This is a genomic window from Deltaproteobacteria bacterium (assembly GCA_016208165.1).
Taxonomy (GTDB): domain Bacteria; phylum Desulfobacterota; class Desulfarculia; order JACQYL01; family JACQYL01; genus JACQYL01.
In genome coordinates this window covers 1-14252 of sequence record JACQYL010000108.1, presented here as the reverse complement: position 1 = coordinate 14252, position 14252 = coordinate 1, and the positions used below count along the sequence as shown (strand labels likewise).

Here is a 14252-nt window from a genome sequence, read left to right as displayed (position 1 = left end):
CGTATTGGCGCCGCACCTGCTCCGAGTGAGACGGGAAGTCGAGCGATTGGAGGGTTTCGAGGTTCTTCATGGATACCATCTCGTCAAATGAAGAAAGCTTCGGTTTCGAACTGACGGAATCGTCCACGCACACCACCGGGAGCCCCGCCTCGTTGGCAAAGTCGATACTCGCCGTGTACTCGTACGGTAACTCGATTTGGCGGACGATGCCTTCGATACAGCCCTTTTCCAGTAATTGGCTCAGGCTCTTGCCGTGCGAAGAGGCTAGATCGCGAAGGTTGAGATGGAGGGCGCCTAGAAGCTCTCTGCCGCGCTTCCTTCGAAACATCAGCGCCAGGGGACTCATTTCCACGGAGATCAGTTTGGGATTCAGATCAGGCAACAACCGGGACAAACGAGCCCGTCCAGAGGGATCCCGATGCACCACTCCCAAAAGCACCAGATGGACGGGTCCTTTGTGTATTTGATTTTTCAACTATCGAACAGAAAAATATGTAGATGACGATCGTGTTCCAATCTCCCTGTCGAACGCGCTCAAAATCGTGGTGCCCGGCGATAGGGTTCCGGATCGTCTCGGGTAGTCCCCATTTCCTGGCCACTTCCCCTCCGACCTGGGCATGGTCCATGCCCAGCACTTCGCGCTCGGCCTCCACGAACGAGTAGTTCTCTTCTTCCACCAGGTTTAAGATCTCGACGAAACGATCGCGAACCAACGAACTCAAAACCACTTTGCCAATATCGTGAAGGAGTCCGGCGGTGAAAAGGATGGACGCGCCTGTTCTCTCTTTCTTTCCCCCCAGAATTTGAGATAAGAGCGCGCACGAAATGGAGTGTCGCAGCATTCCCCTGCCCTCCACACGATATCCGGGGATGCCCTGATTGTAGTAGGTCAAGGATCCGCTGATCATCGCCAGTTCCAGCACCGTCTGGTGTCCCATGAGCGAGACGGCCTGTTCGAGGGAAGTGACCTTTCGCACGAACCCAAAGTAAGCGGAGTTGCACATTCTCAAAAGATTGGCGGTTATCGACTGGTCGTATTTAATGACATCAACGATATCCGGAAGCGATCTATCCGGATCACCGAGGATTTCGACAACACGCCGCGACGTCTCGGAAAACGGCGGAAGCGTTTCGATGGAATACAATATGTCGCCTTCGAGCATGGATTTCACCGGTGCAAGAATTTACACAGAGTATAAAGCAGGAGAACCTTTCAAAACAAACGCTTTGGCTCTTTCCTTTCCTGGGATTCCCAATGAACTCAAGACATCCTGCAACTGCAGCTAATCCTTTTCGAACGCGCCCATCGCCGGCTCTTTTATAGCTCCAAAGACCATCAATGTACGAACGATGCTCAGGACCTGCGGTGAAATCAGTGGCGACGGACCGGATGCCTCCTCAGCAAGAAAGGCCTTCTCAAACTCGGATCCGTACACGATGGGTACGTCCTGTTCCTTTCCCAAGTCCAAAGTCTCCATGTGTATGGGTTTATCCTCGATTTTGCTCGTCCGTCCGGATTTCCCGGCAGATAACAATCCCGAGCGCGACAGTCCATCGAGCGTCCTTCGGCCCAGCGCCACGATCAGCCTCGGATCGAACGATCCCAGCATGCGAAACGTGTGTTCCTTGACGCATGCGGGAATCGCGCCCGGGACCATTTCCGGGGCCGCGGCTTTGCAGTGGGCCAGAGGCATGATCACCGCGTGTTTTCCTAATAGGCCGGCGAAGTCCGCGTATCCCAGTTCCAGGAGGGTCGATTTGTCCAGGAGGCGTTTCGTTAACCTCGCCAGGCCGGTCCACTGTCGGTGTACTGTGCCTTCCGAGTCTCCTTCCGCTTTGGGCTCGTAGTAAATGAAATCTTCTTCCTCGCCCTTTCCCTCGGAAGACCGGATCTCTACGTGCCCGAACGTGTGCACCCGTCGGCCCTTTACCGGAAGCTCGAATTCTCCCAAACGAGAGGCGAAACGGCGGGTGTAAAAACTGTGGTACGATGCGAAGTCATGGCTCAAGGTGGGAACATCCGGTTCCTCTCTCCGAAACGGCGCCGAGTCCACCAAAAAGAGCAGAGGTATCCGCCTGCGGCCGCACAGAACGGGTATGTTTTCCGGATCCAGACCGGTCCAGGGCTCCGGCAGCTGAAAATCGGACTTCAGCCGAATCCCCCCTGCTTCAAACTGGCTGCGAACCAATGCCGAGCAGGAATTGGTCTGTTTCTTTAAAGCCTCCATCATGATGGGGCATCTCCACATGAGCTTCATAATCGATCTTCCTTGCTCGCCGGACGGAACGGGCTCCATGGTGCGACACCCGGCTCAGACCATGCCAAGGGCGGCTCCCTTTGGCAGGATGCCGCCCAAGTAGTTGTTTGAGCCGTAATCGGGAAACCCGCTCATGCGGTCTTTATGAAAAGTTCCTCCAAAAGCATTCTGTTCGTATCGGACAGTTTTTCGAACTCGACACTGATCCCTACCGTTTGGGGATTCACATTGACACGAGTCATGATGCAGGGGATGTGAATCGGATTCGGCATCATCGCGTGTTGTATATAGAGATCGATCTCGGGCAGACCACTTTCGGCATCCCACTCGGGTATCTTTGCCGGCTGGCGGCATTCCATGTAGAGGCCTCCCACGCTGATGTCCCGTGCAATGGCGGTGTTCAGCTCGTCGCTTCCCCTCCGTTTCCAGTTGACGGGAAGCAACAGTTTTCGGCGTGCGAATTTTCGCTTTTCGTCCTTGGCGTCCATGATCCAGGCTACGCCATGGTCATCCAGATAGTCGGTGATGATTTTAAGTATCAGCGAAGCAAGCGATCTTCGCTCTTTCCGGGCGATTCTTTCCAGGGCTTCTCGAATTCCCACAGGCATCCGGAAGGAATATACAGGATCGTAAGGCACGGCGCTCTCCCTCCCCGTCACTCCGTTCAGTCTCGATGTCGCTATATCCTTAATACCATAATAACATATATATGATTGTCATAAGTTGCATGACAAATCAAGAAAAAAGGAATCGTTGTTTTCTTCCGAACTGATTTGAATTCAGACCCGCGCTCGAATGAGGAGAAAGCAAACGAAAAAGATCATCGGCCGCTACCTCAAATCGTATCGAACCGATCCGGAGCGAAAAAAAACAATCCACAAAACGGATTGCTTGCGGGGAAGGCTTGAAAATTGAAGGCGTAGATCTTATAGAAAATAAAGGGTGAGTCTGCTCGGCCAACAGTTCCGGCGGTATGAGGAAGGCGCTAGCGATTTTGTTGGGAGGTACGTTCGCTCTTCGCGTGAAAACCCCGGGTGTTGGACCGGTTTCGGATCAGCGGCGGCCGGCGGGGGCTCTACGAGCATGTGAAACGACCGCAATTGGGAGTAAACCTTCCTTGGGCAGGGGCGTTCTAAAGGTCAAGACAAAAATCGTATAGGGAGATATGCGTTATGCAAACTGTTTCAATTCCTCGTGATCGAAGTCAGGTTCTGGTAAACGATTTCGTGCGCAGCGTTTACAACTGGATGGCTCTGGGACTCGGACTCACGGGCATCGTCGCTTTTTACGTAGCCCACAGCGAGCCGTTGTTGAAATTCATCTTTGGCAATCAGCTGATGTTCTGGGGATTGATCATCGGTGAACTGGTGCTCGTCTTCAGCATAAGCGGTCGGATAACGAAGATGAGCGCCCAGACCGCCACGGGCCTGTTCTTGCTCTACTCTGCACTGAACGGAGCCACGCTTTCTTTCATCTTTATCGTTTACTCGGGCGCATCCGTTGCCCGCGTGTTCTTCATTACCGCAGGTACGTTTGCCGTGTGTAGTGTGTATGGTATGACCACCAAACGCGACCTGACCTCTGTGGGCGGTTTCCTTTTCATGGGGCTGGTGGGAATTATCATTGCTTCTCTGGTCAATCTGTTCATCAAGTCCAGCGCCATGACCATGATCATCAGTTACATCGGCGTTATCGTGTTTGTCGGACTCACCGCATACGATACCCAGCGCATCAAGGAAATGGCCCTCTCCAGACCGGCGGGGTTGGCGTCGGACGCACAACGAAAAGGAGCCATCCTGGGAGCCCTTTCGCTGTATCTGGACTTTATCAACCTCTTCCTGATGATGCTTCGCATATTCGGAGGATCCAGAGACTAGCGCTCCGAATCTACACGGTTTAACCAGGCCGCCCAACCGGTTCCCCCGGGGGTGGCCTTTTTCTTTCCTGAGCTGCCGTTTTTTGCTCCTTCAGCACCAAAGTTTGTCCTGTTTGGGAAAAGGCTCAGGTTTCGACCGACCCCTGTTTCCGATTTAGCCTAATAATATCAATCTATTATCGAATACTGGTACATATGGCACGGACCTTGCTTTCATACATAGCCATACAACATAATCTTTAAGGAGGATACAAAATGTTAAAGAAACTGGCAGGAAAGAAAGAAAAGGGTTTTACACTGGTTGAATTGATGATCGTGGTAGCCATCATCGGTATCCTGGCCGCCATCGCCGTCCCCCAGTACATGGGATACAGGGAAAAAGCGTATTGCGCCCGGGTTGAATCCGCGGTTCGCAACTATGTGAGCGCGCAGGAAGCCTACTTCGCAACCAACGACGCGTACGCCAGCGGTGAGAGCGACCTCGTCACTTCCGGTTATCGCCCGACCCAGGGCGCGACGGTCAGCGGCGATCCGAGCAGCACGGTCACCGGTACTTCCTCCAACTGTTCTCAGGGTACATTCTCCTACGACACGTCCGGCTTCCACTGGTAAAATCAACAGGACCGCATAACACTCTACCGACAAAGAGGAGCCCCGAGGGGCTCTTCTCTTTTTTTGCTCTTCCGTCCGGAGCCGAGGTACCGACATCCGTTCACCCATTAGGACATTCTCCAAGACGCTCCGGGCTTCAGACGCTTCCGCCTCACACCGTCCCATTCATGCGGCGATGACGGCCTCCCCGGTGCATGCCAAAGCGTCGATGCCCGGAAGGTTTCCTCCTCATCGATGTGGACCTGTCATTCGTTGTGAGACTTTGTCATTTTTCGACGTCGCCTATCATATTTTGTATGCTTTATGCCAAAATTTGTCACGGTAAGGCGCTCGGAACGGACATTCAAAAATGGGAAATAATATTTTAATGCAGCAATATCCAATAGTTATATATTGACCACAAACTTGGCATACGCCTTGCTTTCATTCACCTCAAAATCGAAAAATCCTTAAGGAGGGCAAAACATGTTAAAGAAATTGGCAAGCAAGAGAGAAAAAGGTTTTACACTGGTTGAATTGATGATCGTGGTAGCCATCATCGGTATCCTGGCCGCCATCGCCGTCCCCCAGTACATGGGATACAGGGAAAAAGCGTATTGCGCCCGGGTTGAATCCGCGGTTCGCAACTATGTGAGCGCCCAGGAAGCCTACTTCGCAACCAACGACGCGTACGCCAGCGGCGAGAGCGACCTCGTGACTTCCGGTTATCGCCCGACCCAGGGCGCGACGGTCAGCGGCGATCCGAGCAGCACGGTCACCGGTACTTCCTCCAACTGCTCTCAGGGTACGTTCTCCTACGACACGTCCGGTTTCCACTGGTAAAATCGAGCAGGCCGCATCACACTCTACCAAGTGCCGCGGAAAAGAAGGGGCCCTCAAAAGGGGCCCCTTCTTTTTTTGTTTTTCCCGTCTCGGGATCGGCGCAGGCCTGCGATCATCAGTCGTGGGTGAAGCCGGGGCGAGTGAAGGAAAGAAGAGCCTGCGCTCGTACGAGACTACTGAGGATACAATGGTGCGGGTGATCGGACGGCGATCATTCGGGCGGCATCATGGATGTTCCCGGATTTCGGGCAGGGGCTGAACGATTCGACCCCGGCGGGTCTCCAAGCGGCTCGCGCTCGAACCGCCGTGTCGGTCGATTACTACAGCGGAAGTTTGTTGAGAGGCTCGTGGCACAGCGGGCAGGAAAGCAGCAACAAAATGTCATCCTCCTGCTCCGCGATGCTCTTCTTATCTCCGAAACCGGCGGATTGGCAGAACATGCACTTATACATCAAATAGGTCTTTGTCTTGGCGTAACAATAGGCGCAAACGTACCCGATGATGTCAACGAAATAGCCGGTCTCTTTGTTGACCGGGGCGCCGCACAGCCCACATACCTCCAGGCTGTATCGTATTTCAGTCTCTGACAGTTTGGCTCTAAGGATATCTTCGTCCAACATCTCAGATTCTCCCATCCGTGTTCGGATTCCTGCGCGCCGGCGGACTCTTCCACTCCCGAGATCGCGAGATCCGCTCCGGCAAGGCCACGATCTTAAGTACAATTCTATCGTTTTGGCGGGTGAATGATCCGGTAGGGGTCACCTACTTACTCTCTATATCGGCACGGAGTTCAAAAGGTTTAGTGCTTTCTTCGAGCATCCGCATCGATTGTCATCGATAAGTGACCATGCATACCTCACGGAAATAAGAATATTCGGTCATCCGCTGCGCCAGAGCGGAAGGGGCCAGGGAAAGGCTCTTTATTCGATGCGTAATCGCACATCCAATGCCAGCGCGCCTTTAGCGAATACGCGGAGCGGATTGATATCCAGCTCTCGTATTTGCGGAAAATCCGCCATTAGCAGGGACACTCTCTGAATTATATGGACAAAGGAATCCACATCGCCTTCGGATTGCCCGCGTATTCCCTGCAGAAGCTTATGCGCCTTGAGCAGCTTCAAGCGATCCCGGATAGCCCTTTTTGAAGCGGGACAGAGAAGATTGGCCGTGTCTCGGAACAGTTCAATGAAGATTCCGCCAAGACCGAAAATGATAATCGGACCAAAGGACGCGTCATGCTTGCCACCGATAAAAAGATCGTGTCCGCCGCCGGCCATCGGTTGAATCCGGACCCCTTCGAACGAGGCATCAGGTTTGTGGCGGAAAAGATTCGAACGAATCGAAACAAAGGCCTCCTTCACCTGTTGTTCGTCAGCTAGCCCGACTATAACCCCTTCTACATCCGATTTATGAAGGGCGTCTTTTGAAATGACTTTCATGACGACCGGGTACCCGACCTTCTCAGCCAGTGCAACCGCTTCAACTTGACCGCGCGCGCTGTAGGATGCCACGGTCGGGATGCCGTAATGGGCCAGCAATTCAAGGGCTTCTTCACCCGTGGAACCGCCATGCTTCCTCACCCATTGTCGGGCGGCGTCGCTTTCGATGTCCGTTGGTCGTTCAGCCGCCGGTCGAGGGGCGCTTGCATGCAAATGATATTTCATTTGAAGGGACATCGCCCGCACAAGTTCTTCCGGACTGTTAAAGATAGGGACATTGATGGCTTGTTTGAAATTGGACAGGCCCGGGCTGGCAAGACAACTGCCCAAGGGTTTGCCGGAAGATAGAATCGTACCCCATGCTTCTGTCGACAGATCCGTCCGAAAAAGTGTGCGGAACACGCTCTCACCCGGGGGGAAACGGGGCGTAAAGCTCACATAGAAAGCGCCGTCAACCTGGTCGGAATGCATGACACTGCAGATGACATGGGCAATCAGCCTTGGATCGTAAATATCACCCATATCCAAAGGATTGGAAAAACGAATAACGCCTGCATTGCTGTAGCTTTGGAGACCCCGGTAAAATGCTTCACCGGGATCCGCAAAAGCAAATCCCGCTTTTTCGCACAGATCCGCCATCATCACCGAAACTCCACCGGCGGGGCTCATGACCATGATGCGGTTGCCCTTTAAGGGCGGCAGCTGAAACGCCTTGGCTATCGCCAGGAAATCATAAAAATGATGAATGCGGATGATCCCGGATTGCTCGAAAACGGATTCGATGATGTCATCATCATTGCTTATGGCGGCTGTATGGCTCATGGCTGCCTTGCTTCCGGAGTCGGTGGTATTGGCTTTATAGATGACGATGGGCTTATGGATTTTCCGGGCGGCTCTTACGAGCCCCAGACCATCGCTGATACTTTCCAAGTACATGAAAATAATAGTGGTCTCGGCGTCCTGTCCGAAATAGGTCAAAAAATCGACTTCATTCAGATCCAGCTTGTTGCCGATACTGGCAAATTTGGCCATGCCGAGATTTTCGTCTTTCAGAAAATTAATGATCATCAATCCGATACCGCCGCTCTGCGATATGATGGAGATCCCTCCGCGCGGCGGTTTGATCAAAGGAGCAAAGGGAAAGCACAACCCGTTGGAGGTATTGGCCACTGTTAAACCGTTGGGACCGACGAAGCGAATGCCGTACTCCCGCGCCTTCTGAAGCGCCAATTCGGCCAGAGAATGGCCTTGATCACCGAATTCATTGAATCCTCCGCTGGGAATCGCCATGCGTTTGACGCCTATTTTGCCGCACCGTTCGATCATTTCGGGGACGAATTTGGCCGGGATCAACGCGTAGACCAAATCCGGCGCTTCCGGAAGGCCTTCGATTTCTTTGTACATGCGAATGCCGTCCACATACGTATCCTCACTCCGGGGATTGACGCCGAAAATGCGTCCTCGATACCCCCAGCGCAGCATGTTTTCCAACGTCAGTCTTGGGATGTTATTCGGCTTCGACGAAAGACCGATGATGGCTATCGATGCCGGATTGAAGACTTTATCCATCGTTTTCCCCGTTTACCTTTGTTTAAGAGTTATGGTGGCAGAATAGATCACAAAGTGAGTTAAAGCAACAACTTACGATTATATAAAAAGCAAGACCCCTCCGGCGGTCACACCAAGCACGAGAACAACCGGAAATTCGGACCAGATGCAGGGAAGCCGATCCTTTTGCGACATGAAGTCGCGCTTCAACAGAAGCAGGCGCGGCGGATTCGTATCGGCTCCGCTGCGGCGGCCGGGGATAGGCGCGGTCCCACGCAACGAAGAAAGGAGGAGGAATAGGCGCCGCCAAAAGAGAGGTCTTGACATGACGCAGTGGCGAAGCGGTATATAGAAGATCGATATCGCAGCCCTGAAGCCTTTTCCGGTCGTCGGAATCGGCCGGACAGGTGGAAGTGACATCCGTTGCGGGTGGCCGATTTATATCGACCATTCGCAATAGGAGCGAGCCGAGTTTTTTCTCTTTGCGGCCGTGGCGCAGCGTACCTTCCGGACTCTACAGAAGCTTCCTCTTGCGAAGGGCTTCGCGCGTTCCGGATTGGCCGGAGAGTCCGCACTGAAATAAATGTATTCGAAGCGCTCAAACGCGGGCCTCGATCGATCCGATCGAGTTGATTGAGGTTCCCTCTGTGGGCCGTTCTTAACGACAACATACACCGGGTTGGACGGAGCGAAGGCTGTGCCTTATAACGGGTCCCAACGAATGTAAGCTTGTTACGCCCTGTTTACTCGCCCCACCTTGTGCAATAGAGCAAGGTTAAGGGTTCTCCGATGCCATCCTTCTATCAAACATCCTGACATACAGTACTGTCGCGCTTCATCACGGATTCATTCTGCGTTGGCAAAAGGGCGGATCCTTGGCGGCAAGGGCACGAGTATCCCGTTCGACCTCGTGCACCGAGGTCCCCGGAGCAAATCGGGAGCCGCATGGACGCCCTACGGGAGTGCCGGATGCTCGAAGTCAACAATATCGAAGTCGTCTATAACGACGTTATTTTAGTGTTGAAAGGCATTTCGCTGCAGGTGCCTCCGCAAGGGATAGTGGCTCTTCTGGGCGCCAATGGAGCGGGCAAGACAACGACCCTCAAGGCCGTTTCCGGCGTTCTGAGTCTTCAGTCCGGCCGGTTGGAAGCCGGGTCTATTTCCTTCAAGCAGAAGTTCATACACGGCCTGGACCCGGACGTCATCGTCCGCATGGGAGTCAGCATGGTGCCGGAAGGACGGCGCATCTTCGACGAGTTGACGGTTCTCGAGAACCTGGTGATAGGCTCTTACACACGCTCGAATCGAGAGCATGCCAAGGCGGACCTCGAGGCGGTGTTTCACTACTTCCCGGTGCTCGAGGATCGCGCCCATCAACGATCCGTATACCTCTCGGGCGGCGAGCAACAAATGCTCGCGGTGGGCCGGGCGTTCATGTCATCCCCGGAACTCATCATGCTGGATGAACCCTCCCTGGGACTGGCGCCCCTGTTGGTGCAAAGCATATTCAAGATTCTCAAGCGCATCAATCGGGAACGGAACGCCGCTCTTCTACTGGTGGAGCAAAACGCAAGACTGGCGCTCAAATTCTCATCATACGGCTACATCATGGAAAACGGCAAAATCGTTCTCGACGGACCGTGCGAACTGCTCATGGAGAACGAAGATGTGAAAGAGTTCTACCTGGGAGTGGCCGAGGACGCCGGCCGCAAAAGTTACGCCGATGTGAAACACTACAAGCGCCGGAAGCGTTGGTTGTCTTAGAGGGAGAGGCATGGCTCAACTCGAGATCAGAGACGTAAGCCTCAACTTCGGCGGCATTGTGGCCTTGCAGGAAGTCAACCTCGAGGTGGCCGAGGGAGCCGTTCACGCCATCATCGGTCCCAACGGTGCGGGCAAGACCTCCTGCTTTAACGTCATCAGCGGCGTCTACCGCCCTTCTCGGGGCGAGGTCGTGTTCGAAGGAAAACGGCTTACCGGACTGAAGCCGCACCGGGTGGCCGCCCGGGGAGTGGCCCGCACGTTTCAAAACATCGAGCTGTTCAAGAACATGACTGTGATCGAGAACCTGCTTTTGGGGCGTCACGTGCTTATGCGCACCGGGGTGGTGGCCGGGGCCTTGTTTTTCGGAGGGGCATTGCGTGATGAGGTCGAGCATCGCTTGCGCATCGAAGAGATCATCGACTTCCTCGAGATCGAAAAAGTCCGAAAAAAACCGGTGGGAGCCCTTCCTTACGGCATACAGAAACGCGTGGAACTGGGTCGAGCCCTGGCCATGAAGCCCAGGATCCTGCTTCTGGACGAACCCGTGGCCGGCATGAACGTCGAAGAGACCGAAGACATCGCCCGCTTCATACTGGACATCAGGGACGAACTCGGGGTCACCATCCTGATGGTCGAGCACGATATGGGCGTTGTAATGGACATCGCCGACAGAGTGACGGTTCTGGATTTTGGCGTCAAGATCGCCGAAGGGACGCCTGACGAAGTTCAAGCCGATCCCGCCGTCATTGAAGCGTATTTGGGCAAAGAGGACGAGTTATGGGGCTGAACCGTAGCGTGCGGGATATGACCATACCCAAGCTCTTCAAACTCAACGTGGCCCGTTACGGAAACCGCGTGGCCTTGCGCGAGAAGGATCTCGGTATCTGGCAGCGGATATCCTGGAACGCCTACTGGAATCATGTGCGCGATTTTGCCCTGGGGCTGAAGGAGTTGGGGATCGAGCAAAACCAGGACAAGGTATCCATACTCGGGGACAATTGTCCGGAATGGCTCTACGCGGACCTGGCCGCTCAATCATCGAGGGCCTTCGCCGTGGGCGTTTATCCCACCAACGTGGCCCAGCAGGTCAAATACGTGCTGGACAACTCCGAATCGAGTTTCGTGGTTTGCAAGGACCAGGAACAAGTAGACAAGGTGCTGGAAATTAAAGACGATCTCCCCCGGCTCAAGCGAATCATTGTTATCGATATGAAGGGCCTCCGAAGATACACGGATCCCATGATCATCAGCTTTGAGGACGTCGAGGGCCTCGGTCGGACCCGGCACGAAGCCGATCCCGACGAATTCGATTCCATGGTCGAGGCCACCCGTCCGGACGACGTCGCCATCATGGTCTACACATCGGGCACCACGGGCGTACCCAAAGGCGCCATGATCACTCACCGTAACATGCTCTCCATGATCGAGGGCCTTTCTTCCGTATTGAAGTTCGATGAAACCGACAGTTTTGTTTCCGCCCTGCCTCTCTGCCATATTGCCGAGCGCAGCTTTTCCATGATCTACCCCATGTTCGCGGGATGCACGGTGAATTTCGCCGAAAGCGTGCAAACCCTCCAGGAGGACCTCCGGGACATCTCGCCCACCGCCTTTCTCACGGTTCCCCGAATCTGGGAAAAAATGCATACGAGTATTCATATCAGAATTAAAGACGCCGTGTTCCTGAAGCGTTGGGTATTCAACGCCATCATGCCCATTGGAAGAAAAACGGCGGAGATACAATTGCAGGGCCGGACCCTCCCGCTGCACTGGAAGCTGCTCAACGGCTTCGCGCATCTGATGCTGTTCCGATCTCTTAAGAATCAACTCGGTCTTTTAAACGGCCGGATTTTTGTCAGCGGGGCCGCCCCGCTCTCGGACGAGCTTCTCCGCTTCTACCATGGAATCGGTGTGCCCATAAGGGAATGCTTCGGCATGACCGAGTGCGCGGGTGTCTGCGTGATACCGGACTCCAAGGAGATACGGGTCGGCCGAGTGGGAAAACCCATTCCGGGAATCGAACTCAAATTGGCCGGGGACGGAGAGATCCTGTTGCGGGGAGACCAGGTGTTTAAGGGCTACTATCGCCAGCCCGAACTCACGGACGAGGCATTTTCAGAAGGCTGTTGGCTCAATACCGGTGATGTGGGGCGCATAGCCGAAGACGGTCAACTCGAGATCGTGGATCGCAAAAAAGACTTGATTATCAACGCGTACGGAAAGAATATCGCTCCTTCCGAAATCGAAAACAAACTCAAGTTCAGTCCCTATATCAACGAGGCGATCATAGTGGGAGACGGACGAAAATACCTGTCCGCGCTGATCCAGCTCGAGCTGGAAAACGTGTCAGACTGGGCCCGGGAACGTGGAATCCCCTATACTACGTACAAGAGTCTGGCGGAGAACCCTGACGTGTATAAACTCCTTCAGTCGGAAGTGGATCGGGTCAACGAGCAGTTGGCGCGAGTCGAACAGGTGCGGAAATTCAAGATCCTGACCAAGGAGTTGGACCAGGATGACGATGAAGTCACCGCCACCATGAAGGTGCGGCGGAGCACCATCGAGAAGAAATTCAAGAAACTGATTGATGAACTGTATTGAATCCGGTCTTGGGCTAAAGTTGTTCTTATCAGGCTGTTGAAAAACGCGATCTGCGGCGTTGCTCTTCATCCCTCGTCACTGCGACGTACTCTATCTACGTCTCATTCCTCGGGATTTGCGCGCCTTGCATCTCATCGTTTTTGAACGGCCTGTAACAACCCGGCTTTTTCAACGGGCTGTTATGAGTGAACTTCCACAGACCGGCTCGGTTTTCAATAACATCGGTTCGTAAGAGCCCGGACGCCTGGGCAGGCCGTGGGTGTCCCGACCGGGGGCCCCCTCGACGGAACCTAACCGGGTCAGGGAGGAAGACGTGCATAGCGCCACAAGCTATTTCCTCGAGCTGGTGGTCAGCGGTATTGCGGTGGGAAGTCTATATGCCCTGATCGCCTTGGGATTCGTGCTGATTTTCAAAGCCACCGGTGTCATCAATTTCGCCCAGGGCGAGATTATCATGATCGCGGCCTTTATCGCTTTCTATTTCGTCACCCGTTTGGGCTTACCATTCTGGCTGGCGTTCCCGGCGACTCTGGCCATTGTGGCCATACTCGGCATGATCGCTGAACGCCTGCTGCTCAGGCCCATGCTGGGAGAGCCCGTCTTTTCAGTGGTCATGATCACCATCGGGCTCAGCATATTTCTGCGAAGTCTGTCGGGAATCCTTTTCGGGCATGACAACCAGGTGTTCCCCAACCCATTTCCGAAAGAGCCTCTCCATCTGGGCGGCATCGTGCTCTCCCACACCCATTTCTGGACCATGATCGTCTCGTTCGGGCTGATGGTGGGTTTCCTGATTTTCTTCAAGTTCGCCCGCCTGGGGCTCGGCATGCGCGCCACGGCGAACGACCAGGACACGGCCACGTTGATGGGAGTGAATATCAGGAAGGTCTTTGCGCTGACCTGGGCCCTGTCCTTTGTTATTGCCGGTGTGGCCGGGGTATTTCTGGCAAACGTGATGGTGCTCAATGTGGGAATCACGTTTACCGCCATCAGCGCCTTTCCCGCCGTGATATTGGGGGGGCTCCAGAGCGTGCCCGGGGCCATCATCGGAGGCATCGCCATCGGCATTATCGAGAACCTGGCAGGAGGGTACCTCGACCAGATCATCGGCGGAGGCGTCAAAGATGTCACGCCCTTTGCCGTTCTCTTCCTGGTCCTCATGATCCGACCATATGGCCTGTTCGGCCAGGAAGAAGTGGAAAGGGTGTAGGCCATGGCCATACGGAGCAAAACCTTCAGCGAAAGCTATCATGAAGATATCATGATATTCCGCACCATCTGGAGCAAATGCTGGCTGGGGGCGTTCATTGTGGCGCTCGTCCTCCTTCCCTTTCT

General features: G+C 54.2%; 13 protein-coding genes. 7 read left to right on the top strand and 6 right to left on the bottom strand.

The features are described from left to right. From HY788_19615 to HY788_19600, 4 genes are all read right to left on the bottom strand, one after another. A partial coding sequence (locus HY788_19615) for a hypothetical protein (protein MBI4776356.1) occupies positions 1–394 on the bottom strand: 394 nt, incomplete at its 3' end. Further along, positions 375–1163: an HDOD domain-containing protein gene (locus HY788_19610; protein MBI4776355.1), complete on the bottom strand. Its 789-nt coding sequence runs from the start codon at positions 1161–1163 to the stop codon at positions 375–377. The genes HY788_19615 and HY788_19610, both read right to left, overlap by 20 nt. A gap of 120 nt (positions 1164–1283) precedes the next feature. Next, positions 1284–2258 carry a hypothetical protein gene (locus HY788_19605; protein MBI4776354.1) on the bottom strand — a complete coding sequence of 325 codons (975 nt, stop codon included), beginning with the start codon at positions 2256–2258 and terminating at the stop codon, positions 1284–1286. 131 nt (positions 2259–2389) lie between these two features. Then, positions 2390–2896, bottom strand: a complete 507-nt coding sequence (locus tag HY788_19600; GenBank protein ID MBI4776353.1) for a PilZ domain-containing protein — start codon at positions 2894–2896, stop codon at positions 2390–2392. A gap of 534 nt (positions 2897–3430) precedes the next feature. On the opposite strand from HY788_19600, the gene HY788_19595 reads away from it, so the two are divergent. The 3 genes from HY788_19595 to HY788_19585 all read left to right on the top strand — a co-directional run bounded on the left by HY788_19595 (position 3431) and on the right by HY788_19585 (position 5568). Further along, on the top strand, positions 3431–4135 hold the full coding sequence (locus tag HY788_19595; GenBank protein MBI4776352.1) for a Bax inhibitor-1/YccA family protein: 705 nt from the start codon (positions 3431–3433) through the stop codon (positions 4133–4135). A 254-nt stretch (positions 4136–4389) separates the two neighbouring features. Then, positions 4390–4746 (top strand): prepilin-type N-terminal cleavage/methylation domain-containing protein, encoded by a 357-nt coding sequence (locus HY788_19590; GenBank protein ID MBI4776351.1) that lies wholly within the window; start codon positions 4390–4392, stop codon positions 4744–4746. Positions 4747–5211: 465 nt separating this feature from the next. Beyond that, complete coding sequence (locus tag HY788_19585; protein MBI4776350.1) at positions 5212–5568, top strand: prepilin-type N-terminal cleavage/methylation domain-containing protein; 357 nt, start codon at positions 5212–5214, stop codon at positions 5566–5568. Positions 5569–5888: 320 nt separating this feature from the next. On the opposite strand, the gene HY788_19580 is transcribed toward HY788_19585, so the two are convergent. After that, positions 5889–6188, bottom strand: coding sequence for a hypothetical protein (locus tag HY788_19580; GenBank protein MBI4776349.1), 300 nt, complete (start codon positions 6186–6188; stop codon positions 5889–5891). 300 nt (positions 6189–6488) lie between these two features. Continuing rightward, positions 6489–8576 (bottom strand): acetate--CoA ligase family protein, encoded by a 2088-nt coding sequence (locus HY788_19575; protein ID MBI4776348.1) that lies wholly within the window; start codon positions 8574–8576, stop codon positions 6489–6491. 948 nt (positions 8577–9524) lie between these two features. On the opposite strand from HY788_19575, the gene HY788_19570 reads away from it, so the two are divergent. The 4 genes from HY788_19570 to HY788_19555 all read left to right on the top strand — a co-directional run bounded on the left by HY788_19570 (position 9525) and on the right by HY788_19555 (position 14127). Further along, entirely contained in the window at positions 9525–10319 is a 795-nt protein-coding gene (locus HY788_19570) for an ABC transporter ATP-binding protein (protein MBI4776347.1), read from the top strand. A 10-nt stretch (positions 10320–10329) separates the two neighbouring features. Next, positions 10330–11106: an ABC transporter ATP-binding protein gene (locus HY788_19565; GenBank protein MBI4776346.1), complete on the top strand. Its 777-nt coding sequence runs from the start codon at positions 10330–10332 to the stop codon at positions 11104–11106. 8 nt (positions 11107–11114) lie between these two features. Further along, a complete protein-coding gene (locus tag HY788_19560) occupies positions 11115–12917 on the top strand; it encodes an AMP-binding protein (protein MBI4776345.1) in 1803 nt (600 codons plus the stop codon). Positions 12918–13230: 313 nt separating this feature from the next. Continuing rightward, entirely contained in the window at positions 13231–14127 is an 897-nt protein-coding gene (locus HY788_19555) for a branched-chain amino acid ABC transporter permease (GenBank protein MBI4776344.1), read from the top strand. Positions 14128–14252: the final 125 nt, after the last annotated feature.